19 protein-coding genes and 2 pseudogenes are annotated in these 25,395 nt (G+C 72.5%); 11 read left to right on the top strand and 10 right to left on the bottom strand.

The genetic code is table 11. The features are described from left to right. Positions 1-14 precede the first annotated feature (14 nt). Positions 15-566, top strand: coding sequence for a bifunctional DNA primase/polymerase (locus ACIPXM_RS20545; protein ID WP_401657303.1), 552 nt, complete (start codon positions 15-17; stop codon positions 564-566). A gap of 129 nt (positions 567-695) precedes the next feature. Continuing rightward, on the top strand, positions 696-1,385 hold the full coding sequence (locus ACIPXM_RS20540) for an alpha/beta fold hydrolase (protein ID WP_401657301.1): 690 nt from the start codon (positions 696-698) through the stop codon (positions 1,383-1,385). 32 nt (positions 1,386-1,417) lie between these two features. Here ACIPXM_RS20540 and ACIPXM_RS20535 read toward each other — a convergent pair whose 3' ends face one another. Together ACIPXM_RS20535 and ACIPXM_RS20530 are read right to left on the bottom strand one after the other, a co-directional pair. Then, the gene (locus ACIPXM_RS20535; protein WP_401657299.1) at positions 1,418-4,255 is read right to left on the bottom strand and encodes an AAA family ATPase; all 2,838 of its coding nucleotides are present in this window, start codon (positions 4,253-4,255) and stop codon (positions 1,418-1,420) included. A gap of 186 nt (positions 4,256-4,441) precedes the next feature. Next, the gene (locus tag ACIPXM_RS20530; RefSeq protein ID WP_401657297.1) at positions 4,442-5,320 is read right to left on the bottom strand and encodes a hypothetical protein; all 879 of its coding nucleotides are present in this window, start codon (positions 5,318-5,320) and stop codon (positions 4,442-4,444) included. Positions 5,321-5,858: 538 nt separating this feature from the next. Between ACIPXM_RS20530 and ACIPXM_RS20525 the strand changes: the two genes are divergently transcribed. Then, complete coding sequence (locus ACIPXM_RS20525) at positions 5,859-6,407, top strand: LuxR C-terminal-related transcriptional regulator (protein WP_401657295.1); 549 nt, start codon at positions 5,859-5,861, stop codon at positions 6,405-6,407. Between the two features lie 44 nt (positions 6,408-6,451). Then, positions 6,452-6,952: a DUF3224 domain-containing protein gene (locus tag ACIPXM_RS20520; RefSeq protein WP_401657293.1), complete on the top strand. Its 501-nt coding sequence runs from the start codon at positions 6,452-6,454 to the stop codon at positions 6,950-6,952. 30 nt (positions 6,953-6,982) lie between these two features. Here the strand turns inward: ACIPXM_RS20520 and ACIPXM_RS20515 are convergent, their stop codons facing one another. Further along, the gene (locus tag ACIPXM_RS20515) at positions 6,983-9,487 is read right to left on the bottom strand and encodes a helix-turn-helix domain-containing protein (protein ID WP_401657426.1); all 2,505 of its coding nucleotides are present in this window, start codon (positions 9,485-9,487) and stop codon (positions 6,983-6,985) included. An 18-nt stretch (positions 9,488-9,505) separates the two neighbouring features. Here ACIPXM_RS20515 and ACIPXM_RS20510 point away from each other — a divergent pair, with 18 nt between their 5' ends. After that, positions 9,506-10,201 (top strand): hypothetical protein, encoded by a 696-nt coding sequence (locus ACIPXM_RS20510; RefSeq protein WP_401657291.1) that lies wholly within the window; start codon positions 9,506-9,508, stop codon positions 10,199-10,201. Beyond that, positions 10,198-10,284 (top strand): annotated as a pseudogene (locus ACIPXM_RS20505) (hypothetical protein); the annotation flags it as partial. The gene ACIPXM_RS20510 and the pseudogene ACIPXM_RS20505, both read left to right, overlap by 4 nt. Before the next feature lie 311 nt (positions 10,285-10,595). Here the strand turns inward: ACIPXM_RS20505 and ACIPXM_RS20500 are convergent. Together ACIPXM_RS20500 and ACIPXM_RS20495 are read right to left on the bottom strand one after the other, a co-directional pair. Beyond that, on the bottom strand, positions 10,596-11,879 hold the full coding sequence (locus ACIPXM_RS20500) for an ArgE/DapE family deacylase (RefSeq protein WP_401657289.1): 1,284 nt from the start codon (positions 11,877-11,879) through the stop codon (positions 10,596-10,598). A gap of 79 nt (positions 11,880-11,958) precedes the next feature. Continuing rightward, entirely contained in the window at positions 11,959-13,188 is a 1,230-nt protein-coding gene (locus ACIPXM_RS20495; protein ID WP_401657287.1) for a cytochrome P450, read from the bottom strand. 434 nt (positions 13,189-13,622) lie between these two features. Between ACIPXM_RS20495 and ACIPXM_RS20490 the strand changes: the two genes are divergently transcribed. Beyond that, positions 13,623-13,892, top strand: coding sequence for a hypothetical protein (locus ACIPXM_RS20490; RefSeq protein ID WP_401657285.1), 270 nt, complete (start codon positions 13,623-13,625; stop codon positions 13,890-13,892). 623 nt (positions 13,893-14,515) lie between these two features. On the opposite strand, the gene ACIPXM_RS20485 is transcribed toward ACIPXM_RS20490, so the two are convergent. Both ACIPXM_RS20485 and ACIPXM_RS20480 read right to left on the bottom strand, forming a co-directional pair. Continuing rightward, positions 14,516-15,298, bottom strand: a complete 783-nt coding sequence (locus ACIPXM_RS20485; RefSeq protein ID WP_401657283.1) for a hypothetical protein — start codon at positions 15,296-15,298, stop codon at positions 14,516-14,518. Between the two features lie 92 nt (positions 15,299-15,390). Next, positions 15,391-16,602, bottom strand: a complete 1,212-nt coding sequence (locus tag ACIPXM_RS20480) for a cytochrome P450 (protein ID WP_401657281.1) — start codon at positions 16,600-16,602, stop codon at positions 15,391-15,393. A 1,581-nt stretch (positions 16,603-18,183) separates the two neighbouring features. Here ACIPXM_RS20480 and ACIPXM_RS20475 point away from each other — a divergent pair. The 4 genes and pseudogenes from ACIPXM_RS20475 to ACIPXM_RS20460 form a co-directional block, all read left to right on the top strand. Beyond that, positions 18,184-18,742, top strand: a pseudogene (locus ACIPXM_RS20475) (IS5 family transposase); the annotation flags it as partial. A 112-nt stretch (positions 18,743-18,854) separates the two neighbouring features. After that, on the top strand, positions 18,855-21,608 hold the full coding sequence (locus ACIPXM_RS20470) for an AAA family ATPase (protein WP_401657279.1): 2,754 nt from the start codon (positions 18,855-18,857) through the stop codon (positions 21,606-21,608). Positions 21,609-21,872: 264 nt separating this feature from the next. Further along, positions 21,873-22,571: an alpha/beta fold hydrolase gene (locus ACIPXM_RS20465; protein ID WP_401657277.1), complete on the top strand. Its 699-nt coding sequence runs from the start codon at positions 21,873-21,875 to the stop codon at positions 22,569-22,571. 79 nt (positions 22,572-22,650) lie between these two features. Next, entirely contained in the window at positions 22,651-23,487 is an 837-nt protein-coding gene (locus ACIPXM_RS20460) for an alpha/beta fold hydrolase (RefSeq protein WP_401657275.1), read from the top strand. Between the two features lie 393 nt (positions 23,488-23,880). Here the strand turns inward: ACIPXM_RS20460 and ACIPXM_RS20455 are convergent, their stop codons facing one another. From ACIPXM_RS20455 to ACIPXM_RS20445, 3 genes are all read right to left on the bottom strand, one after another. Next, on the bottom strand, positions 23,881-24,132 hold the full coding sequence (locus ACIPXM_RS20455; protein WP_401657273.1) for a hypothetical protein: 252 nt from the start codon (positions 24,130-24,132) through the stop codon (positions 23,881-23,883). Beyond that, complete coding sequence (locus ACIPXM_RS20450) at positions 24,132-24,554, bottom strand: alpha/beta fold hydrolase (RefSeq protein ID WP_401657271.1); 423 nt, start codon at positions 24,552-24,554, stop codon at positions 24,132-24,134. The genes ACIPXM_RS20455 and ACIPXM_RS20450 overlap by 1 nt, the downstream gene beginning before the upstream one ends. 132 nt (positions 24,555-24,686) lie before the next feature. Continuing rightward, positions 24,687-25,364, bottom strand: coding sequence for an alpha/beta fold hydrolase (locus ACIPXM_RS20445; protein ID WP_401657269.1), 678 nt, complete (start codon positions 25,362-25,364; stop codon positions 24,687-24,689). Positions 25,365-25,395 lie beyond the last annotated feature (31 nt).

Genomic DNA, 25,395 nt, shown 5'->3' with positions numbered 1-25,395 from the left:
AGGACGTGCGAAGGATGACCTGGCGGGACCTCGCCTGGCTGGCCGAGGCGGCCGACGCCCCGGCAGCGTGCCTGAACGCGTGGGCGAGCGACCCCCGCGCGCCCTACCCGCTGTCCACCGGCCGCGTCTTCGACGTCGTCTCGGTCGACCAGCGGGTCGGCATCGAAGCCTTCGACCAACTGCTCCGAAAGGGCCGGCCCTTGGGGCCCGTCGTGCTGGACCACCGGGCCCGCCGGACGGGATTCCTGCTGCCCCCGGACAGCCGGGCCGACTTCACCCGCCGGCTCGCCCGCGGCGCGGGCGCGGTCCCCGCGGTCCGCTATCTGGGGCAGGGCTCCGTGCTGGTCGTCCCGGGCCCCCGGTCCGCCTGCGACGACCGCTACGCGTGGTTCCGCGCCCCGGCTCCGCAGGCACCGGCCGGCCCGCTGATCCCGGTCGCCCTGGCCGCCGCGCTGCTCGCCGCCGTGGAGGCACTGGGCTGCGCCGATCGGCTCGGCGAGCCCTCCGGCCACGCGTCCGCGTCCGCTCCGCGCGGTCCCGAAGGGGTGTGGGCACGGGCGGGCTGAACCGCCGCCGCGGGGAGGCACCGGCGGCGCGTCCGGGCTATAGGTCATTCTGCCGAAGCACGCCGTGCCGGAACGGGGCTAGCTTCTCACCTGCCCCACAGGGCACTTCCCCACCACAGGAGCCAGGACATGAGCCCCTTGAAGAACGTCGTCCTCGTGCACGGCGGTTTCGTCGACGGATCCGGCTGGCAGGCCGTGCACCGCATCCTCACCCGTGAGGGATTCCACGTCGGCGTCGTGCAGAACCCGACCCTGTCGTTGGAGGGCGACGTCGCGGCCACCCATCGGCTCCTCGACTCCCTGGACGGACCGGCCGTGCTGGCCGGGCACTCCTACGGCGGTGTCGTGATCACGGAGGCCGGGCTGCATCCCAAGGTCGCCGCGCTCGCCTACGTCGCGGCCTTCGCGCCCGACAAGGGCGAGTCGGTCGGCACCCTGAGCGCCGATCCGGAGCCGGGCGCACCCGTCCCGCCGATCCTGCCGCCGCGCGACGGCGTCCTGCTCCTCGACCGTGACCGGTTCGCCGAGGCGTTCGCGGCGGATCTGGCGCCGGACGACGCGCGGTTCCTGGCCGACGCGCAGGTCCCCTGGGGTGTCGAAGCCGTCAACGGGGCGGTGGGGGAGGCCGCTTGGCGGATGAAGCCGAGCTGGTACCTGGTCGCGGGCGAGGACCGGATGATCCCCCCGCAGGCCCAGCGTGCCATGGCGGAACGGGCCGGGGCCGCCGTCACCGAGGTCCCCGCCAGTCACGCCGTCCACGTGTCGCGTCCCGAGGCCGTGGCCGAGCTGATCAGGCGGGCGGCGCACGCCCGGTCCTGACCGGGTACCCCGCCCCGGACGGGGACCGCGTCTCACGGCGGGGCGATCCGGGTGAGCGCGTCCCGCAGCCCCGCCCGCGAGGTGATGTGCAACTTGGGGAAGACGTTGCGCAGATGAGCCGCGACGGTACGGGGGGACAGGAACAGCCGGGCGGCGATCTGCTTGTTGGTGAGCCCGGTCGCCGCGAGCTGGGCCACCTGCCGCTCCTGCGGGGTCAGCGGCGCCCCGCCTTCCTTTGGCGCGATCACGCTCGTGACCTGGACTCCGCTCGCCCGGAGCTCGTTGGCCGCGCGGGCGCACCACGGCTGGGCCCCCAGCCGTCTGAACGTGGACAGCGCGGCCTCCAGATGCGACGCGGCGGCCCCGCCCGCCTTGGCCCGGCGCAGCCGCTCCCCGTACGCCAGGCAGACCCGCGCCCAGTCGAACGGCCAGCGTTCCGCGCCGGGGGCCGCGATGGCCGCCTCGAACAGCGCGTCGGCGGCACCGTCGGTGGCGACCATGGCCGCGGCGGCGTCGGCCATCATGGCGAGCCGAGGAGAGAGCGACGGGACGGCTGACGCCCTGATCGCCGCGATGTGCTCGGCTGCCTCCGTCTGGTGCCCGGTGCGGGTCGCCGCCTCGGCGAAGTCCCAGAACAGCCACAGCGTGTGCGGCATGGGCGCGGGCAGCCGGCCCGGTGCGCCGAGTGCGCGCAGCTGCCGGTAGGCCCTGTCGAAATCGGCGTCACCGAGCGCGGACAGCGCCCGGATGTGGGAGGCGTACACGTGGAGCGCTCCGAGCCCCCGGGGGGTGCCCCAGCGGTCGATCCGGTCGGCCGTCCGGGTCGCCTTGGCGTCATCGCCGCGGGCGGCCGCGTGGAGGCCCCTCAGGTACTGCCCGGAGCAGCCGAGGAGGTGGTAGTCGTGTTCCTCGCACCAGCGCAGTGCGGCGTCGGTGAGCTCGGGCAGCTCCTCCCACTGGCCGCTGGTCCAGGCGTCGTTGGCGAGCAGGAAATGGGCCTCGATGGCGGTGGCGACGGCGCCTCCGTCGCGCCCGCCGTCGGCGACGCGGCGGAGCGCGCTGCGGCAGTGGGAAAGGCGGTCGACGTAGGTGCCGGCGATGGCGGTGCGCACGATGCGCCGGGGGTCCGTCTCGCGGGTGAGGCCGTGGATGAGGACGTCCAGGACGTCGATCACGGCCGGTGAGGTGCGGCCCGGGTCGCCGAAGGCGCCGCGCAGCACGTTCAGGAGCGGGTCGGGGGTGCGCCGCAGGACGTCCGAGACGGAGCTGTCGAACGCCGGCCAGTGGTCGGCGCGGCCGCTGAAGAAGCACACCATGAGCAGGGTGTGCAGGGCCTCGCGCAGAATGTAGTCGTCGGCGCCGCCGGCGTGGGCGTGGGTGCGGATCGCGCCGGCCAGGAGCCGGTGGGCGGTGTCCGCGTCGCCGTCGCCGTTCAGGAGCCGGCTGGCCGCCGCGGTCGCCGCGGCCAGCGAGTCCGCGCCGACCGGGTCCGCGGAGCGCGCGTGGTCCAGCAGGGCGTGTACGTTGCGCAGGTCGCCGGTGATGTTGGCGCCGAGGCACGCCGCCTCGGCGAGCATGCGGGCCTTCGTGGTCCCGGAGCCGCTGAGTTCGGAGGCGCGGAGCAGGGCGGTGAGGGCGCCGACGGCGTCGCCGCGCCGCAGGGTCCGGTAGGCCACGTCGTGCAGGAGGACGGCCACCTCGTCGTCGGTGCCGACCGCGGCGGCGGCCAGATGACGGACCCGGCGCTCCGAGCCTTCGGGGAACTCCTCGGCGAGGTCGAGGTGCAGGCGTCGGCGTTCGGCGGCGGTGGACAGCTCGATCACGGCGGAGCGGGTCAGCGGGTGCCGGAAGACCAGCCGGCCGGTGGTGGCGTCCACTCGGACCAGGCCCGCGCGCTCGGCCGGCCCGAGCCGGGCGAGGACGTCCGGGCCGTCGACGGCGCGCTCCAGGACGTGCAGGTCGCCGGGGCCGTCGAGGACGGCGAGCAGCAGGAGTTCCTGGGTGGGGCGCGGCAGGGCGGCGACCCGTACGGAGAATATTCTCTGCAGGCGCTCGGACAGCGGCAGCACGGCCGGCAGCGGTCCGCATTCCGTCTGCTGGGCCTCGTTCAGCGGTACGGGGAGTTCCAGGAGTGCCAGCGGGTTTCCGGCGGCTTCGGCGACCAGGCGCCGCCGGACTCTGGCCGCCATGGCGGGGAAACGATCCGCCACCAGGGCGGTCGCGGCCTCGTCGTCCAGGGCACGCACCTCGTGGGTGGGGATGCCGGTGCTGCTCAGAAACGATTCGTCACCGGTTCTGGAGGCGGCGAGCAGGACCGGGGAACCAGAGCGGGCCTGGCGGGCCACGGTCCCGAGCACCATCGCGCTGGGGCGGTCGAGCCAAGCAGGGTCGTCGATGACGAGCGCGAGGGGCTCGCCCTCGGCGGCGGCGAGAGCGAGCAGGGCGTGCACGGCGTTGGAGATGGCGAGGAGTTCGGGCGGCTGCTCGTCGGACAGACCCTGGACGGCCTTGAGTGTCGCCGCCTGCCGGGCCGGCAGGCGCGGGACCGCCGCGGCGAGCGGCTGCAGGAGCTGGGCGAGCCCGGAGAAGCCGAGGCGCTGCCCGAACTGTGCGCCCGCGATCCGAACGACGGTGTATCCGGACCGGGCGGCCCGCCGCGCCGCGGTGTCCAGCAGGGCGGTCTTGCCGACACCGGCCTCGCCCGTCAGCATCAGCGCGGTGCGCGTCGAGCCCGGGGCGAAGAGGTCGGAGAGGAGGGCGAGTTCGGCGGCCCGACCGACGAGACGGTCGGCGTCCGGCGCGAAGTCCGGTTCCGTGGAAGGCTCCTGATGGTTCGGCGTCGATGGCTCGGAGCGCTGCATGGCGGCCATCCAATCAGCTTGAGCCGGATCGAGGGCATGGCGGAAGGGATTTCCGGGACGCGTGGCTGCGGGGCAGTGAACCGCGATGTCTCCTGGCTGCGAGGCGGGTGGTGGGATCGGTGAGGCGGGTCTTCCCCAGCTCGCCGAATCCTACCGGAGGAGGAGTGTTCACTGAATGTTCGTGACTCATTCGTCTTATGTCCATGGGGTGTTCATGAATCCCGGGACGCGGACGCGCGGACCCGTGCAAGCGGTGTGGGCGAGCGGTGCCGGTGTCGACGCGGCGGCAGCCCGATTCAGCTCCACCACCGTGGTCCGGTCCAGCCATTCGACGCCCACGCCACCCGCCCCGGCGTCCTCCTGGGGGAACATCTCGCGCAGCAGCACCCGCCGCCCGCGTCCGTCCGCGGGTGCCGGCGTCCCGAGCGCCTTGAACCGCGTGCCGGGTGTGAACACCACCCGCAAGGGGCCGTACGGATCGACCCAGTCCGTACGCCGGCCGGTGAGCGACCAGGCGACCAGCCCCGGGCCGGGGGCCGCGAGCGCCGTGGGGGACGCCGACGCGCTCCAGAACCCGTGGTCCACGACGGCCGGGGCGTCCCGGTAGCCCCGTGCCAGCGCCTCGCCGACCTCGGTCCGTACCGCCACCGGCCCTCGATGGGTCGGCAGCCTGCGCAGTCCGGACGCCACGCACCGGGCGAGCGCCAGATGGGCGCCGGGCCACCCCTCGATCAGCGGCGGTTCCACCCGCTCCCACTCGCCGGTGAGGTACAAGCGGACCGCGGCCAGGTCGGCGAGCACGTCGACGGCGCCGCCCCGGCACCCCTCCCGCCAGGCCCACTCGACCGGAAGCATCTCGTCCACCTCCGCCATGGCCCGCCGGAAGCGGGCCCCGTACCGCTCCAGGAGCCGCAGCCGGTCCCGGGCCAGCCCGCGGCCGCCGTGCGTGACGATCCGGGCGGTGGCGCGCGGCGCGGGATGGGGCCGGACATCTGGAGCGCCCCCGGGACGGGGAGCAGCGATCGGCGGGGGTGTGCCCGCCTCCTGGCCCAGGGGCCGCTTCGTCCCGTTCATCGCGTCGCCTCTTCCTGGGATTCCTGGGCGCGGAGGGTGGCGGAAGCGGCTGCCCCGGCGCCGGAGGCCGTTTCGACGACTGTAGGAACGCCGCCCCGGGACGCGGCAGGCGCACGGCGCGGACCCGCGCGAACGGGCACTCCATCCTTCCTCCTCGGGCCCGGATCGCCCCGGCCGGCCCCGGACCGGCCGCACCGCGTGTAGGCCAAGCCTCCCCGACGAGACAGCAAGAAGTGTCGAAGCGCCTGAAAAATCCGAACTCCAGCTGGGTCATTTGACCGAAGCCACACCACCGGTCATGGCCGTACGGTGCCGATGTAGCCCGAAGCCCACGCTCGGGCCCGTCGCCCCGCCGACGGGGCCGGTGCGCGCGCGTATCGGTTCTCTCCTGAGGATTGCTGAAGTGACTCTGACTGTGACGGAAACTCAGACAACGGGACTGGCAACCGCGTTGGCCGTTCCGATCCGAGTCGCCCTGAGGGCGAGCGACGCCATTCTGGAACACGCGGCCGGCGCCTATCTCGCGTCGCGTTCAGGGGTGCGCATCGTCCCCCGTGACGGACTCCCCGACGCGGACGTCTCGGTCCTGCTGCTGCACTCCCTGAACGACGACTGGATACGGGTGCTGCGGCAGGACGCGGCGCGCGCCGGCGGGCGCCCGGTCCCGGTCGTGGCGATGGCCGACAGTGTCAGCGAACAGCACCTCGCTCTCGCCGTCGAGTACGGCCTGACCAGCTTCCTCTACCGGAGCGCCTCCAGCCTCGACCAGCTCCTCGACGCCACCGTCGAGGCCAGCTCCGGCCGCAGCCGCTTCCCCGACGAGCTCGTCGGCCACCTGATAGCCGAACTCGCCCACCAGCAGCGCCGACTGACGATGTCCCAGTTCGCCCGTCGAGGTGGTCTCGCCCCCCGTGGCATCGAAGTGCTGCGGATGCTGTCCGAAGGGCTGAACACCCTGGAGATATCCGAGCGGATGAGCTACTCCGAGCGCACGATCAAAGGCATCATCCACGAGGCCGTGAAGCAGTTGAACTGCAAGAACCGGACGCAGGCCGTGGCCCGTGCCGTCCGGGCGGGCATCCTCTGAGCCCGCTTCCCCTACCCATGGACGTCCAGCGAACGGTGCATCACATGAACGGGACCATGCTCAGAGGCGCCGCGGTGACGGCGTCCGCCCTCACCGCGTTCGGCTTCGCCGCCGCTCCCGGCGGCGCCGCCGAACCGGCACTCCTCAGCCACTACTACGACTCCGGTACGGAGATCGTCCCGACGCCCGGGACGGCCTGCGGCCCCGGCGGCGACGCGATCAGCGGCAGGGCGACGTTCGGGACCCGGGCCGGTGACGTGTGGCGGGGCACGACGGCCTACACCTACTGCCTCTACCCGGAGGCCACCCCCGGCCGCTACCGCTATGTCGGCGTGGAGACCCTGACCGGCTCGGCCGGCGCGTGCGGCCGGGGCACGTTCACGTGGATCGGCCGGGGCTCCACGACGGAGGGCGGCACCTGGCACATCGCCGTGGGCTCGGGCACCGGCGACCTGACCCGGGCGCGGGGCAGCGGCACGAACACCGCGACGACCAGTCCGACATGGGAGAACTACGGCACCTTCAGCGGCGTGTTCTCCTGCTGAGCCACGCGAACCCGCCGCCGTTCGGCCGCGTCACCCGCCACCCGCCAGGGCCTGGCAGCGGAGGGTCGCCTCGGTGTCGCCGACGGTCTCGAAGACCCCGGCCGCCCGCGCGTACGCGGCACGGCTCTCGGCGGTCCGGCCTTCGGCCGCCAGCAGCGAGGCCAGCAGCTCCAGCGCGCCGGCCTGCCGGAAGTCGGACATCTGGAGTGCGTCCATGGCGTCGATCCCGTCGACGAGGGCGCCGATCGCCTCCGCCCGTCGCCCGAGCTCGCCCAGACAGCGCCCTCTGCGCAGCAGCACCACGGACCGTGAGTGCGCGGCGATGCTCGGCGTCATCCCCGACCCAGGATCGTCCAGCAGGGCCAGCTGCTCCCGGCACCGCTCCAGCGCCTCGGTGTGCCGTCCCTCGTCCAGGAGGCAGTCGGCGATGTTGCCGAGACACTGCACGTAACAGTCGGCGTCGCCGACCGACTTGAACATGTCCGCGGCCCGCGCCGAGGCGGCACGGGACTCCTCGGTCCGGCGGAGCAGCCGCAACGCCCAGGCGGTGTACGCGTGCGCCCAGGCGATCTGCGCGGTGGCGTCGGCCCGGGTGGCCAGCTCCCGCGCCTCGGCCGCGTACCGGAGCACGCCGTGCGGCGCGCTCGGCGGCACCCACTGAACCCAGGCCAGATAGTTCAGCTGGGCCGCCTGCTGTTCCAGGTCCCCGAGGGCGTCGGCGGCCTCCGCGCCCCGCGTGAACACCTCCTGCCAGTGCGGCCCGTGTGCCCAGCGCTCGGAGAACCAGTGCATCGACTCGGCGCAGTCGAGGACGAGCGCGTACTCTCCGCGCGCGGCCGCCGCCCGCATCGCGCCCAGCCAGTTGTCCACGTTCGCCCGCAGCCACCAGTCGGCCTCCTCCTGCGACGAAGGCCCGGGCCGGTCGGGCTCCGCGACGTCGTGACCGGGCTCGAACCACCGCCCGGACCGGGTGGCCGTCGCGAGCAGCCAGGTCAGGACCCGGCCGGTCAGCGCCTCGCGTTCGGCCTCGCTCTCCTCCTCGCGGAGCCGTTCGCGGGCGAACAGCCGTACCAGGTCGTGAAAGCGGTAGCGGCCCGTGCTGCTGTCGTGGAGCAGGCCGAGGTCGACGAGTTCGTCCAGGGCTTCCCAGGCGTCCGCGTTCGACACCCCTCCGGCGACCGCCGCGAGCGCGACGTCCAGATCCTGCCCCGGCACCTCCGCGAGCCGCCGGAACATGCGCCGCGCGGACTCCCCCAACTGCTCGTACGACATGCCGAAAGCGCGCGCTATCTTCAGGTCGCCCGCCTTGAACTGCTCCAGCCGGTGGTTCTCGTCGGCCATCCGGGCGGCAAGCTGGGCGGCGTCCCAGCCGGGCCGGCTCAGCAGCCGGTTGCCGATGATGCGGAGCGCGAGCGGCAGCCCGCCGCACAGCTCGGCGAGCCGGGGGAGGGCCGACCGCCCTTCGCCCGTCGAGCGGTCGCCGAGGATGCGGGCGAGGAGTTCCGTCGACTCCGCGGGCAGCAGCGGGCCGAGCACGAGCCTGCGGACACCCTCCAGGCCCGGCAGCAGGCGCCGGGTGGTGATCAGCACCCGGCCGGGGCCGCCCCCGGGGAGGAGCGGCCGGACCTGCTCCTCGGCGGAAGCGTTGTCCAGGACGATCAGGACCCGCTTCTCGCGCAGCCGCGCCCGGTACAGGGAGGCCCGCCCCTGGAGATCCCCGGGGATCTGCCGCTCCGCGACCCCGAGGGCGCGCAGCAGGAGGACCAGGGTGTCGCCGGCGGTCAGCGGCTGCGGGGCCGACCCGTGGAGGTCGACGAAGAGGACGCCGTCCGGGAAGCTCGCGCCGATGGAGTGGGCCGCGTGGACGGCGAACGAGGTCTTGCCGAGCCCGGCGGATCCCGTGACGAGCCCCGTCACGCCGACCCCGGGCGAGCCGGTGCTGCGCACCAGCTCGTTCACCCAGTCGATTTCACGCGCCCGTCCCGTGAAGTCCGATACTGGTCCGGGCAGTTCGCACAGGGCGACCGGGTGCTTCCGGTGGTCCCGCAGGCGTCCCTCGCGGGCCAGCTCGACGAACTGCTTCCGCGTCTCCTCGTCCAAGGCGAGGGCGTCCGTCAGGGCGGCCACGGTCCGCTGCTGCGGGCCCTTGCTCTGCCCGCGTTCCATGTCCGAAAGGCTGCGGGCGCTGACGCCGGACGCCTCCGCCAACTGCTCCAGCGTCAGGCGTGCCGCGCGCCGATGTCCGCGCAACACCTCAGCGAATACTGGTCGTTGTGAAATGGAGCACCTCCCTCTCCGCGGGGCGGAGCGCGCCCGCCGAACGGATGAATCTGCGGGCAAGACGTTAGAATCCGGGCGGGCTCCGTCGCTTCCGTCATGTGACGTACGCCCGGCCGGACACGTCGTTCGGCGCGGCTCGGGCGCGCTGCGTGAGGGGATGCGATCGACCTGTCCGGCGCCGAAGGCCGCGGCACCCTGATCGGCCGGGCCCCGGACCTGGCTCGCTTCGACGCCCTCCTCGCCGAACTTCCCCATCATGGCGTTCCGTCGGCGTTGGCGGGTGCGCCGGGAGCAGGGAAGGCGGCGCTGCGGGCCGCCGTCACCGCCCGCGCCGAAGCCGTCGGCGTACGGGTCCTGGTCCGCCACTCGCTCGTGCGGTCGGCGGTCGTGGAGCTGTCGACCAGCGCCGAACGGCGCGGTGTCCACCGGGCGCTGGCGGAAGCCTGGGCGACCGTGACGGAACAACGGGCTCGGCACCTGGCGGAGGCCGCGGACCTCAGCGCCCGCCGCGGCGACGGCCCCGACACCGGGTCGGCGCTGGTTCGCGCCGCCGAACTGAGCCCGGAGGGCGCCGCGTACGCCCGGCGACCGGCGGAGGCGGCGTACGTGGGGGCGGACCTCACCGGTGACGTGCGCGACGTACCGGCCCTGCGGGAGGACGCCCGGCAGGTCTTTCCCGACACGAGGTCTCCGGCGGTCGCCGTCGCCGCCGCCCTGCACCTGCTGAACGCCTACGGCGACCTCGACACCGCCCACCGCCTGCGGACCACCTTCGCCGATCCGGCCAGGGCCCGCCCCGAGGACTGGGCCCGGCTCGACGCCGCCGTGCTCACGCTGCCCGGCACGTCGGACCCCGTCCGGATCGTCCGGGTCGCGACGGCCGGCGCGTACGCGGACCGTCGTGCCGGCCTGCGTGCACGCCGCGTCCGGCGAGTACCCGGCGGCCCGCGCCGTCCGGCCCGGCGCTGACACCGCAGCAGTGGGAGATCGCCCCTCCGGCGGCGTCGGGCCTGACGAACAAACAGATCGGGGAGTGGCCGGGGCTGTCCCCGAGGACCGTGTCGACCCGTCTCCACCCGCTCTTCCCGAAGCGGGGCATCACCACCAGGGCGGCCCTGCGCGACGCGCTGCAGCCGCTGGCCGGCCCCACGGCCACCGGCCCGGTGGGGCCGTGAGCCCCCTGGGCCGCCTCGGCCGCCGTGGGCGGTGGTGCGGACCGACCCGTCGACCTGGAGGGCGAGGACGTCGGGCGGGCACGATGGCCGGTGGGGCGAAGTCGACGCGGGCGCGGGCGAGGGCGAGGCCGTCGACGTCGAGGGCGGCGGTCAGCGCGCCCTCGACGCCGTCGCTGTCGTCGCCGTCCTCACGCTCCCCGCTCGGTGCCCACCACACGCAGAGCGGCGAGTACCAGCGCACGGGTCACGGTCACGATCTCACCGATCCGCACCTGCTCCCGGGGGCCGTGCGCGAAGCGCACGTCACCGGGGCCGAACTGCAGCGTCGGGATGCCCGCCCCCGCGTACAGCCGCAGATCGCTCCCGTACGGCGCGCCCCGCTCGGGCGGCCCGGGCCCGCCCGTGACATCGGCGCACGCGCCACCTACCAGGGCGGCGAGCGGGTGCCCGGCGGGCAGCCGCCCACTGGCGAACTGCCCACCGGGCCACGTCACCACGGCGGGACGGGAACGCAGCCACGGGTCCGCCGCGCACGCCTCGGCCACGCACGCCTCCAACTCGGCACGCGCCCCGGCCGGGTCCTCGCCGAGCCGCACTCCGAGGCGGCCCTCGGCCACCAGCAGATCGGGCACGCTGCTCGCCCAGTCGCCGGCCCGGACGGTGCCCACCGACAGCGGGTACGGAACGGGGTACCCGGCCATCAGCGGGTCGGCGCGGGTGTTGCGGCGCTCCTCCAGCCGGGCGAGCGCGCGGTGCACCGGCAGGTACGCGTCCACGGCGCTCACCCCCTCGTAGGGCGTGCTGCCGTGGGCGGCCCGACCGGGCACGGCGACGCGGAACGTCAGCGCTCCGGCGTTCGCGGTCATCAGGGCACCACCGGTCGGCTCCGTGATGACGCAGGCGTCCCCGGTGTGACCGCGCTCCAGGGTGCCGAACGCCCCCAGCCCGCCGTCCTCCTCGCTCACGACGAAGTGCGCCGCCACCTGGCCGCGCAGCCGCACGCCCGCCGCCCGGATCGCGGCCAGCGCTCCGAGGATCGCCACCAGGCCCGCCTTCATGTCGCACGCCCCGCGGGCGTACACGACATCACCCGCGACCCGGGGCCGGAACGGATCGCCCTCCCACCGAGCCGGGTCCCCGGGCGGGACGACGTCCACGTGGCCCTGCAGGATCAGGGTCGGACCGTCGCCCCGCCGCGGTGTGCCGCCCACCAGACCCCACGCCTCGGTGCGCGGGGCCTCGCCGCCGGGGAAGCCGGGACGGGCGCGCAGCGCGGCCAGGTCCATGGACCACAGGTCCACATCGAGACCTCGCCGCTCCAGATGCCCGGCCAGGACGTGCTGCAGATCGGATTCGGCGGCGCTTCCGGTCACGCTCGGGACGACCAGGAGCTCACGCAGCAGTCGCGCGACCTCCGCCTCGTCCACGGCGGCCAGGGCCGCAGCCTCCACCGCACTCACCCCTGCCGCCATCCGTCCGCCCCTTCCGCTCGCCCACACCGTCGGCCACCGCTCACCACCGTCTGCCCTCCGGGCATCCCGGTCAAGACCGTCAGCCGACGCCCTTCAGGCGCACGGGTATCCGGCGCCAGCCCATCGCGATGAAGGAGGCCACCTGGCGCAGCTCGCCCGGGTCGACGGCCAGGGCCACGTCGGGGAAGCGTTCGAACAGGGCGGGCAGCATCGTCCGGGCCTCCATCCGCGCCAACGGAGCGCCGATGCACCGGTGGACGCCGATGCCGAACGCCAGATGGTCCTCGCCGCCGCGCGCCGCGTCGAAGGCATGCGCGTCAGGTCCGTGCCGGTGCGGGTCCCAGCCGGCGGCACCGTAGGTCGTGATGATGGCGTCACCGGCCGGGATGGTGACCCCGGCGATCTGCAGATCCGTCACCGCGAACCGCAGCGGCACCGCCGACAGCGGCGGATGGACCCGCAGGGTCTCCTCGATGACGGCGTCCCAGTCGGTCTCGCCCGCACGGACCGCCGCCAGCTGCGCAGGGTCCCGCAGCAGGGCCACCGCCGCGTTGCCGATCAGGTTGACCGTCGTCTCGAAGCCCGCGCCGATGACCAGCAACATCGTGTTCATCACCTCCTCGTCGGTCGGGCCGCCCTCGGTGTCCCGGGCCTTGAGGAGGTCGCTGGTCAGGTTCTCACCGGGGTGCTCCGTCCGGTACGCGATCAGCGCCGATCCCAGCGCGGCGACCTGACTCTCGATCAACTTGCCGTGTTCCGGGCCGGCGTCCGGCGTCCCCACGATCGTGGCCATCAAGTGGCGGATGTCGCCCAGCAGATGGTCGGGCACGCCGACCAGCTCGCAGATGATCCGCAACGGCAGCGGATAGGCCAACTCCTCGATCAGATCGACCTCCTCGTCCGGACGGGCGGCGAGACCGTCCATCAGTTCGGTGGTGATCGACTCGACCCGGGGGCGCAGCAGCTCGGTGCGCCGGTGGGTGAAGCTCGGCGAGGCCAGGCTGCGCAGCCTGGCCCGCTGCGTTCCGTAGGTGGCGAGCATGGAGTCCACCGCCGACCAGGTGTAGATCCACCACCAGGAAGGGTTGTCCGGGTACTGGGGCCAGAGGTTCCAGTGCCGCCGGGCGTCCCGGCTGACGTTCGGGTCCAGGATCAGAGTCCGCAGGACCTCGTGCCGGGTGGGCGCCCAGGCGGGCAGGCCGCCGGGCAGTTCCACGGGGACGATCGGACCGAGGTCCCGCAGCCGGGCGGTCTCGGCTTGGATGTCGGCACCGACCGGGTCGATGACGATGCGCTCTCTCGTTGTCACGAGGATCTCCAGAGGGTTCGCGGGAGCGGAACACGAGGGGCGGCCGCGGCCGTCGGCGCCGGATTCGCCGCTCAGTACACAGCAGGAACACGCGCCGTCACAGGCCGGGACGAAGTCCCTGCCCGAACCGCCCCGGATTGATTGCTCGCTCGTACGTCGGCCCTCGACGAACAGCCGCCGCATCGGCTCGGGGAAGATGTCACTGATGCTCCGGGAGGCGCTGAAGCATGCCCGCGCCCTGTCGCCGTGCCCGCGGCCCCGAGGTCCTGAGGCCCCGGCGGTCTGCCGCCCTGACGCATCGGGCGACCTGTCTGCCCGGTCGGACACCCCGCCCCCAACATCCTCAGTGGGCCTGCCCGCTCGGCCTAGATTCGGGGTCGTGCCCCAGCTCAGCTCGCATCCGGCGGGCGGCGGGCATCTCTGAAAGGGAACCCATGCGTCTGATGAAGGCTCTCTCGGGATTCGGCATCGCCGGGCTGCTCACCGCCGCCGGCGTCGCCATGACCGCGACCCCGGCGGCAGCCGAGCCCCCGCGGAACTCCTACGTGGCGACCTACTGGTCCGGCACCTCGCAGGGCGCGCAGACTCTGTGCGGCATCGCCCGCACGTCGTTCGCCGGCGGGGACCCGAGCGGCTACTACTGGTGCGACAACCTCCGGCAGGAGGGCGGCAGCTGGGCCATGAACCTGTGGGTGCGCCGCTGACCCGTCGCTGAGCGCGGGCGCCGCCCGCGCCCACCGACCCGGCAGACCCCGGCGAGCCCGCCGACCGTCGAGGCGGCCGGGGAGGATCTCGGCGAGCCGCCGTACCTGTCCGGCATCGATCCGCGCTCCTCCCGGAGCCTCCTCGCGCTTCGATCGGCGACCGGACAGGATCGCCGGGGCGTGACGAAGACGCCGAGTCCAGGTCTCGCGAGGAGGCTCCCGACGGCAGCCACGGACACCGAACGGGCCCGCGGAAGAAGGCTCGCGCCGCCACTGGCGCGGAGTTGCCGGTGGCGCCCCGGGATTCCCCTTCGCCCGACAGGGCGGCACAGGTGTACGAATCGGCCCGGGCGGTCGAGGCCGTCGGCGTCGGCATCAACCTGCTGCCGCACGCCGTCCGCGAGCTCTCCGAGCTCGGGCTCGCCCGCGAGCCGGCTTCGGTCGCGCTCCCACCGCAGCGCCTGAGCTACCGCGACCGTACGGGCGAGAGGCTGTGGGAGGAGCCGCTGGGAACCGACCCGCTATCACTGGCCGCTGCCGCCAACGGTCCTGGTGTTCTCGTACCGCATCCGCAGGTACGGGACCGGATGCCGGGTGGCACGGCCGCCCGCGCGTACGGCGCCTCAGGTCCCGCCCCACAGGGGGACCGCGTCGAGGGGGTCGTTCTTGCTGGTGTCGATGGTGCCGTCGGGCCGGTTGTAGACGTCGTCGGCGAGGGTGGAGCCAGGCGTCCAGTCGCCGGCGGTGTTGCGTTCGGCGAGTGGGACCTTGGCTTGCTTCATGCCGGTGTCGGGACCGGCGCGCAGGCTGTGGCTGGTGACCTTGAGCCCGTTGATGACGGACACCTCGGCCGCGGCGGCGCGCGCCTTGACCATCTCGTTCACGGCGCGGCCGGTCAGGAACAGCTTGCGGACCTTCGCGTCGGTCCGCCGTTTCAAGTTCCCGATCTTGGTCAGGGCGCGGAAGAGCGGCTTGTCGGGCAGGTGGGCGGCTTCGCCGCCGGCCGGGTTCTGCTCGGTGGCGCTGGGCTCGCGCAGTTCGCGGAGGTCGGCGAGCCAGGCCCGGACCCGGGTGACGATCCGGGTGAGGTAGGCGAGCAGGGAGTCCGGACTGCAGGGAACGTGCGCGGCGTGGGCCTTGCCGCTGCCGCGCTCCATCAGGTGGCCGAAGTACTCGGCGAGGTTCGCCGTGGTGGTGGTCGGCTGCGCGAGGCGGCCGTTCTGCTTGCACCACGCTGCGTACCGTCTGCGGGTGGTGTCGAGGTGGTAGCGGGTGTTGCGCGCGCCGCGGCCGTCGAGCCGGTCCTTCACCGCGGCCGAGAAGGTCAGGTCCTGCCTGGTGAAGGCCGGCACATCCCCCGCACGGGGTGGCAGTTCGCCGTCGAGGAGGAGGGTGTGCCGGGGCACCCGGAAAGCGGGCCCGACGGAACCGGCACCGCCCGGCGCCGGTTCCGCCCCGCCGACCGGTTCGGCGTCGATGAACCGCTACTTCGCCGACTTCATCCCCGCAGCCGTACGGGTATCTCCTGCCAGCCAACCGCAATGAATGACGCCATCTGGCGCAGCTGTTCCGGCTCGACGGCCAGGGTCATGTCCGGGAAGCGGTCGAAGAGGGCGGGCAGGACCGTGCGGGCTTCCATCCGGGCCAGCGGCGCGCCTATACAGCGGTGGACTCCGACGCCGAATGCCAAGTGATCATCTGCGCCCCGAGTGGCGTCGAAGAGGCCGGCGTCGGGACCGTACTTGTGCGGGTCCCACCCAGCCGCACCGAACGTCGTGATGATGGCGTCCCCGGCCGGGATCGTCACGTCTGCCACGGTCACATCCCGCACGGCGAACCGCAGTGGCATCGCGGCCAGGGGCGGATGTGCTCGAAGCGTCTCCTCGATCACCGCGTCCCACTCCACCTTGCCCTCCCGGACCTTCACGAGCTGGTCCGGGTCGCGCAGCAGGGCCACGATCGCGTTGCCGATGAGGTTCACCGTCGTCTCGAACCCCGCTCCGATGACCAGCATCAGCGTGTTCATCAGTTCTTCCTCGGTGAGCGGCGCCCCCTGATCGTCCCGGGCCCTGATCAGCTCAGTGGTCATGTCGTCGCCCGGGTTCTCGGTCCGGTATGCGACCAAGGCATTCGACAGGAATTTACGCTGTTCGTCTATGAACACAGGGTCGTCGGCGCGGATGACGGCGTTCATCAGCTTGCGTATGGGGCTGAGCAAGTGGTCGGGCACGCCGAAGAGCTCGAAGATCACCCGCATCGGCAGCGGATAGGCAAGGCCCTCGATCAGGTCGACGACCTCGTGATCTCGGGATTCCAGGCCGGTCAGCAGTTCAGCAGAGACCTCATCGACGCGGGGGCGCAGTGCCTCGGTGCGCCGCTTGGTGAAACTGGGAGCAACCAGGGCACGCAGCCGGGCGCGATAGTCGCCGTAGGTCGCAAGCATGGAGTCGACGGCACACCAGGACCGAAGCCAGCCCCAGTTGGGATGCTCGGCGAACTGCGGCCACAGGTTCCAGTGCTGACGGGCGTCTCTGCTGACGTCAGGATCGAGGATGAGCGCCTTCAGAGTGTCGTAGCCGGTTGGCGCCCAAGCGGGGATGCCGCCGGGCAGTTCCACAGGTACGACGGGGCCCAAGGCACGTAACCGGGCGGTTTCGGCCAGGATGTCGGCCCCGGTGGGATCGAGGGTGATGCGGTCGGTCGAGGCCACAAGGTCTCCAGGCAGCTTGATTGGTTTGGAAGGTGGGAGCTGATTCGCCCTAGCCCTGTCGCCAGTACACATTGCGAGCCAAGGACGTCCCAGGGTGAGCGCCGAACGTGTGCCTCAACCGCCCTGCCGACTGCACGGTCGGGCGATGGACTGGGATGAGGGAGATCGGCGAGAAATCTGGCATGACCGGGGGCCAAGCGCCAAGAACGGCATGGCCGAGCTCGCCGGGGTCGGATGCGAGAAGCAGTGCCAGCGGTTCCTCCTCAGTCATCCATTGCGGATGGCGGGCGTGACGTTCTTCGACGAGGCAGTCCTTCAACACCCCAAGCGACGGCTGAACGTCGCCTTCTTGCGGTGCTGCGGCCCGATGCGCAGGGCATCCTGGGGAATGTGGGCGTCAGGACGCCGTCGGAGAGGCGCCCTGGGTGACCGCGCCGGCGTCCGCCTGGTGGCACACTCCGCAACGTCTACCTCGGCCGGCCCACCCCTGATTCCAGCCGAAACGCGCCACAGGAAGCCGAATCCAGCTGTAGCCGCGGAATGACCCTCGCCTGACGACTGACCGGATGAGGCCGACCGATCTGGTGGCCGGCCCGCCAGAGGGCACGAATCTAGCTCCGCATATCCGGATTCAATTGCTTCGCTTCAACCCGCAGACGGACAGCGGATACTCTGAGAGATTCTCCGTTCACGACAGATGGCTCTCCGCGCTGCTGCTCAGTCTGGTGCAGTCCAGGGCCTTCCACTGAAAACCGTCTGCAAGGAGAGCGTTGTGGGCATTGAGATTCGGACTCAAGTGGACCCTCCCGGCGCTGACGCAGATGATCCCAGGCCTCAAGTCTCGCTGGATTGCCTATTTTCGATGTGCGGACGTCAGGGCTCCGCATGGAATGCGGTGACGGCATCCGCACCCAAGTATGCCCCCCCACTTCCCGATGGGGAACCGACTGTGCCCTTCTGTGCTCCACGGATCGGATGACGCGTCAGTCGGAAGGAAGGCGTAGTAGCTTTTCTTTCGAACCATTCGGACCAGAGAAGTGAGGGTAAATGAAGATGAAGCGAGCACTGGCTGCGCTGGGGCTTACGGGAGCGGCTGTCGTCGGGACCCTGGCGATGACCGCGACTCCGGCCGCGGCCTCGTATAACGAATACATCGGGACCTACTCCACGTGGGGTCAGTGCCAGTCCAATGCCAACTGGTGGAACGAGCATGCGCTTCAGGGCCACTACTACTACTGCGCTGCTCGCGAAGCCGGCGGTGTAAATCTGTGGCGAAACGTGCAGTAGCCAGTGGCGGTCCGCTGAGCTATTGCTGAGCTAGGCCGTCTCTTCCGGATCTTGGTTCCGGCGGGCTTCGCCCGCTGCCGCCCGCGCACATATTGGCGAGATGGACAAAGCCGAGGCGAGCGGTCAGGTGTGGAGGGACGAGGTCCGAGCGCGTCCGACGGCTGAGCAGGATCGGGATGCTCCGGCCCGGCTTGTCGAGGCGGACGCGGACTCCTTCGAGGTTGATCTGTACGAGCGCGCAGCAGATCCCCAGGTGTTACTGATCGATCGCGCCCAGAGGTCGCAGGCAAGGGTGCCCACAACCGGCTGCGGAAGTGGGCTGCCCACGGCACCTGGGAGAAGGTCTTCACGGCGTTGCTCGCCGGGGCCGACGCCGAGGGCGACCTGGACTGGGTCGTCGCGGTCGACTCCACGATCGTGCGGGCACATCAGCACGCCGCCGGGGCCCGTCAAAACGGCCCCGGCCGGCGAGCCGGACGACCATGCCCTCGGACGGTCCCGCGGCGGGCTGGCCACCAAGATCCATCTCGTTGCGGACAGTTGCTGCCGCCCGCTCGCTCTCGTCCTCACGCCCGGCCAGGCCGGTGACGCGCCCGCATGTCCCAAGGCTATGGCCCGCTTACGGGTGCCCCGGCCGGCCGGCCGGCCCAGAACCACACCGGAGAGGGTGCTGGCGGACGAGGCATATTCGTCCCGCGCGATCCGCACCCATCCCCGTCGACGCGGGATCCAGGCGGTGATCTCGCAGCCCGCCGACCAGGCCGCGAACCGCAAACGGCGCGGCCGCCACGGTGGCCGTCCGCCGGCCTTCGACCGCGAGGCCTACAAACAGCGCAACACCGTTGAGCGGTGCAGCACGGTCACGATCTCGCCGATCCGCACCCCCTCGTCACCTGGTGTCTCATCCCGCATTGCCATCTCCGAGGACCGTGACACACGGACCGTGGCGAAGGTTGACTTGGGGCATGGAGATATCCCTGATCGGCCGTGAGTCCGAGATGAGGACGCTTGCGGACTTCCTGGCCGACATCCCCCGCGCCGGCGGAACCATGGTGGTACTGGGGGATCCGGGGGTCGGCAAGACAGCCCTGCTCACGGAGGCCGCCGGTCGGGCCGGGGCCGGGCGGATGAGCGTGCTGCGAACGGTCGGGGTCGAGTACCGGGCCGAGACCGGATACGGCGCGCTGCGGCAACTGCTGACGTCGTCGCCGGCAACGCGGACGGCCGCTGTCCGCAGCCCCGCCCTCGCAGCGGCGCTCGGCTTCCAGCACGGCACCATCACCGGCGATCTCGGGCACGAACGGCTGGCGGACGAGGTGGTGTCGCTGCTCGCGGATCGTGCCGGCGGGCGATCCGTGCTCCTCGTCGTCGATGACGCGCAGTGGCTGGACCGGGCCAGCGCGGACGTCCTGGCCAGGGTCGCCCGCCTCTTGGCCCCCGGCATCGGGATGCTGACCGCGGCCCGCGCCGCGCATGAGAGCTTCTTCGACCACACCGGACTCCCGCTCCACGAGGTGGGCCCGCTCGACGCGGCCGCAGCGGAGGGGCTGCTGGTCAGCCGCTACCCGGCGCTGGCGCCCCGGGTCCGGCAACGCCTGATGGCCGATGCCGAAGGCAACCCGCTGGCATTGCTGGAGCTCCCCACCACGCTCACCGGTGTCCAACTGGCGGCAGCGCACGCACTACCCCCGCGCCTGCCGCTCACCCAACGCCTGCGGGCCGCGTTCGCCTCTCGGATCAGTGCCCTGCCCGCTGCCACCCGGCACCTGCTGCTCGTCGCGGCGTTGGAAGGCAGCGGCAACGCGCACGTCGTCCGCCGGGCCGTGGCGGGCAGGTGCGGCATGAAGTACTGGGCCGCCGCCGAACGGAGCCGACTGGTGCACACCGACGAAACCACCGGGCGTCTGGAGTTCCGGCACCCGTTGATCCGATCCGCCGTCGTGGAACTCTCCACCGGCGAGCAGCGCCGCAGTGTGCACCGTGTGCTCGCGGAGGCATGGACCGGAGTTCTGGAACAGCGGGCCTGGCACCTCGGCCGTGCCACGGTCGACCCCGACGAGCAGGTCGCCGCCCTCCTCGAGGAAGCCGCCGAGCTCAGCGCCGGACGGGGCGACGGGCCCAGTGGAGTGGCGGCGATGGTACGTGCGGCGGACCTGAGCCCCGACGGGTCCGCGCGGGCCCGTCGGCTCGCCAAGGCCGCCTACCTCGGAGCCACGCTCACCGGGAACCTGCGCGACGTCCCGCGGCTGCTCGGCGTCGCCCGGCAGGCAGCTCCCGGTCCTGACTCCCTGCCCGCCGCCGTCGCCACGTCGATCCACCTGCTGAACAGCTACGGCGACATCGACACCGCGCACCGGGTGCTCAGCGGTGCGATGGACGCGCATCGCCCGCGGCACGACGTGGTGGACGCCACGCTGTCGGATGCCCTGTTCACCCTGCTGATGGTGTGCTTCTACGGCGGCCGGGCCGACCTGTGGCCGGCCTTCGATCAAGCGCTGGCGAAGCTCACGTCACCACCGGAGCTGCTGGAGGTGACCCGAGCGACCTTCGGCGACCCCGCGCGCGCCGACGCCGGGGCACTCGCCCGTCTGGACGCCGAGGTCGGATCGGCGCTGGCCGCGGCCGACGCCGTGCAGGTCGTGCGGGTCGGTATCGCGGCGTCGTGCGTCGACCGCCTCGGCCCTCTGGAAGCATCTCTGCGCCGCATCGGTTACGGCGAGCGGGCATCCGACAACGTCTTCCCCGCCATCCAGGCGCTCGTGCTGCTCTGCCACCACGCCTGGTTCGCGGGCCGGTGGGACGAACTGCGCGGCGCCGCCCGCGACGCGCTGGAACTGAGCGAGGAGTACGCGTACACGCTGCGTTCATGGCCCGCGGCCTACCTCGTGGCCAACGTGACTGCTGCCAGGGGTGACTTCGCCGCCGCGCGCCGCTCGGCGGACCGGATGGACCAGTGGGGAGGGACCCGCCGTGCGCACACCGTCCGCCACTACGCCGCGCACGTCCGCACGCTGATCGCTTTGGGCGAGGGAGACTTCGAGTCGGCGTACCAACACGTGACCTCCATCGCGCCCGCCGGGTCCTTCCCGCCGTTCAACCGGATGGCTCTGTGGGTGCTTCTGGACACCGTGGAGGCAGCGGTACGCTCCGGCCGCCACGACGCGGCGCGGCGCCATGTGCACGCGGCCCGTGAAGCGGGTCTCGAACGGACGTCGGAAAGGCTGCACTTCGTCCTCCTCGGCGCCGAGGCCCTGGCCGCCTGCAGTGACGCGGAAGCCAAGCTGCGCTTCGAGGCCGCCCTGTCGGTGGAGGGCCGTCAACGCTGGCCGTTCGAACTCGCCCGCATCCATCTCACCTACGGTGAGCGGCTGCGCCGCGGCCGTGCACCCGCGCAGGCGCGCGGGCATCTCACCATCGCCGCCGAGACGTTCACCGGACTGGGTGCGACACCCTGGGCGGACCGCGCCCACAAGGAACTCCGCGCATGCGGAGGTTCGGTACGCGGGGCAGGAGCCGGAGGAAGGGGGAGCGCTCTCACCCCTCAGCAGCGGGAGATCGCCCACCTCGCCGCAGCGGGGCTGACCAACAAGCAGATCGGGGAGAGGCTCTTCCTCTCCCCGCGCACTGTATCGACGCACCTCCACGCGGTGTTTCCCAAGCTCGGTATCAGCTCACGCGCCGCCCTGCGCGACGCGCTGGCCTCACTCGAACGCATCTGAACCGGACCGGCGCCTACTCCGCCTCCTGCTCCGGGGCCCAGGTGCCCTCGACGGGGACGCTTGCCGCCGCGGCGATCCGGTCACGGGAGGCAAGTCGGCGGCGCGCCCTCGCCGGGGGGACTCCGGGACCCGTGACGGACGCTTCGCGGGCGGTGCTGCGCAGAACTTCTGCGTGCTCTTCTGCATGGTCCACACCGCGTCGGGTGGCTTCACTGGAGGGCATTGGACAGGCGCTGGGCCTGTCTCAGGGCGGCGGGAGTGAACATGGTCGGCATCAGGAACATCGTGCTGGTGCACGGAGGGTTCGTGGACGGCTCGGGCTGGCAAGGCGTCCATGAGCAGCTGACCTCGGACGGCTACCGGGTGCACGTCGTGCAGAACCCGACCCAGTCGCTGGCCGGTGACGTGACGGCCACGCACCAGATCCTCGACGCCATCGACGGACCGGCCGTGCTGGTCGGACACTCCTACGGCGGCGTCGTCATCACCGAGGCCGGCAACCACCCCAACGTCGCGGCCCTCGTCTACGTCACCGCGTTCGCCCCGGACAAGGGCGAGTCGGTCAACACCCTGATCGCAGACCCGCCGCCCGGCGCACCGGTGCCGCCGATCCTTCCTCCGCGGGACGGGGCCCTGTTCCTGGACCGGGCCAAGTTCGCGGATTCCTTCGCCGCTGACCTGCCCGCCGCCCAGGCCGCGTTTCTGGCCGACTCCCAAGTCCCCTGGGGAGTCGCGGCACTTGAAGGCGCCGTCTCGGAGCCGGCCTGGCGGACCAGGCCCGCCTGGTACCTGGTGGCCACCGACGACCGCATGATCCCGCCGCCCGCGCAGCGCGCCATGGCCGAGCGGATCGGCGCCGTCGTCTCCGAGACCCCCGGCAGCCACGCCGTCTACGTCTCCCGGCCCGCCACGGTGGCCGCCGTCATCACCCAGGCCGCCGAAGGCCGGGACGACAACGCCTGACGCCCCCGCCACCATTCCCTTGCCCCCGGACGGCACCCTCCGTCCCGGGCGCACCGTTGTCCAGATGAGAGAGATGCCCATGCCATCCCACCCCACGTTCACCCGCCGAAGAGTCCTGGCCACCGGGGCTGCCGCCGCGGCGTCCGCCGCGGTCCTCACCCCGCATGCCGCCACAGCCGCCGGCAGCCACGACGCACCCGGCCGCAAGCCGACGATCGTGCTGGTCCACGGCGGCTACGCCGATTCGTCCTGCTGGAACGCGGTCATCCAACGCCTCCAGAGCAAGGGTTACGACACGATCGCCGGATCGAACCCGCTGCGCGGCATCCCCACCGACGCCCCCTACATCGCCAGCCTGCTGGACTCCGTCGACGGGCCCGTCGTGCTGGTGGCGCACTCCATGGGCGGCACCGTCATCACCAACGCCGCCGCCGGCAAGGACAACGTCAAAGCGCTGGTCTACATCGCGGCGTTCGTCCCGGACGTGGGCGAGAGCCAGGCCGATCTGATCGCCAAGTTCCCCGGCAGCGAGGTCCAGGCGGTGAGCGTCCCGGTCCCGTACACGAAGGCGGACGGCACCACCGGCACCGATCTGTATCTGAGCAGGGACGGCCAGGCAGCCTTCGCGGCCGACCTCTCCCCGTCCGAGTTCCGCCTCCTTCAGGCCACCCAACGCCCCTTCGACGTGGCCTCCTTCACCTATCCGACGCAGGCCGCCGCATGGCGGACGATCCCGTCGTGGGGGCTGGTCGCCGGCCGCGACCGGACGATCCCGCCCGCGACCGAACGCTGGATGTACCAGCGGGCCCGATGCCGCAAGATCGTCGAGGTACCGTCCTCGTCGCACGTCGCGATGATCAGCCACCCCAGAGCCACCGCGCAGCTGATCGAGGAAGCGGCCCGCGCCACCCGGTGACCACCCGGCTCCGGCCCGCACCCGGGCCGGAGCCCGCATCCGCGCGGCCCACGACACCGGAGAGGAACCGACCGGCGAGCCGGGCGATCCGCTGATCCGGGCCGCCGCGAGGGACCTGGCAGCGTTACGCCGAGGTCCTGATGACCGGTTTCGGTCTGGCAACGGGCCCAGCGGCGCACACGACGGCCATGACGGACGGCCAGGTGCGGCGCACCTGGCCCAGCCCCACCAGCTCAGCATCACCTTGAGGAAGTGCCGGGTCTGGGCGACGGCGGCCCGCACCTCGTCGCGCCCGCGGGCCACCGTACCCCGGACGGGCATGGATCGAGGTCCGCCCGGGCCGGGTGCAGACGGTGCCACGGTCGGTGGCCGCGGCGCCGACGCGACGGAGGATCAGCGGTTCTCTTCGGCGGCCTGCTCGATGAGGCGTTCGACGACCTTCGGGTTGCTGATCATGACGATATGCGAGGCGCCCTTGACCTCGACGACGTTCTCGGCGCCGGCCCGCCGGTACTCCCATCGCTCGATGGCGGGCGGGATGGCCTTGCCGGCGACCACGCCGTAGGAGGGGCTGGTGCGCCATGCGGCGGGGCCGGACGACTCGCCGAAGGCGGAGAGGGCGAACGGCCGCTGCCCGGCGAACATCAGCTGGGCCTCCGTGCGGGAGACGTCGGCGGCAGCGCCTCGACGTTCGGGTTTCCGGCCGCCGCGTTGGTGATCACCGCGCCGCCGTAGGAGTGGCCGACGATCACGATCGGCCCCTGGACCGAGGCGAGGACGCTGCGGATGTAGATCGAGTCCTGGGCGATGCCGCGCAGCGGGTTCGCCGGGGCGATGACCGGACAGCCGTCCTTCTGCAACCCCGAGATGACTCCGTTCCGGTCGGACGCGTCGGCGAAGCCGCCGTGCACCAGCACGATCGTGGGCTTGGGCGGGCGCGGGCGCGGGTGGCGGTCGTCGGCGGCGACCGAGGCCGCAGGGGCCAAGGTGGCGAACGCCGCGGCGCCGGCCAGCGTGCGGGCGGCGGCGCCCGGAGCGAACTTGCGGTTCCCGCGCGGGGATCTCACCGTGTTCTCCGTGCTCGGGGGTGGCCGCCGCCGGCAACACCGCGGCCGACGGCGGTTGAAGGCCCCGCATCCGCCGCCCGGCCATGCGGGGCCGGGCGGATCGGTGCCGGAGCACGCGGCCGAAGGCCGCGGTCAGCCGTTCGCGGCCTTCTTGATCAGGTCGGCGACGACCTCGGGCCGGGACACGTAGATCGCGTGGCTGCCCGGGGTCTCGGCCACGGTGGCGCCGATGCGCCGGGCCATCGCGGTCTGCGCGGCGGGCGGGATCATCCGGTCCTCGGTGACGTGCAGGTACCAGCTGGGCTTGGTCTGCCAGGCGGCCTTGGTCACCGTGCCACCGAGGGCGTCGAGTCCCCAGGGCACCTGGGAATCGGCCATGAACGCGGCGTCCTGGGCGGAGACGTCCGCGGCGAATGCCTCGGCGAACCGGCCGCGGTCCAGGAAGAGGGAGCCGTCCACCGGCGGCAGGATGGGCGGCTGTGGCCCGTCGGCGGGGAAGCCGCCCAGCAGCGTGTCGACGGATTCGCCCTGGTCGGGGGCGAACGCCGTGACGTAGACGAGGGCTTCGACCTTGTCGTGGTTGCCGGCCTCGGTGATGACCGCGCCGCCGTACGAGTGGCCGACGAGGACGACCGGGCCGGGAATGTCGTTGAGTACGCCGCGGGTGACGGCGACGTCGTCGGCGAGCGACTTGGTCGGGTTCTGCACGATCCGCACGTCGAAGCCGTCAGCGGTGAGCACGTCGTACACGCCGCGCCAGCCGGCCCCGTCGACGAAGCCGCCGTGGACAAGAACGATGGTCGGGCTCATGGTTCCTCCTTGATTGTCGGACGCGGGCGAC

The organism is Streptomyces sp. NPDC090025, from assembly GCF_044748125.1.
Taxonomy (GTDB): domain Bacteria; phylum Actinomycetota; class Actinomycetes; order Streptomycetales; family Streptomycetaceae; genus Streptomyces.
This window is presented reverse-complemented; position numbering and strand designations above follow the sequence as displayed.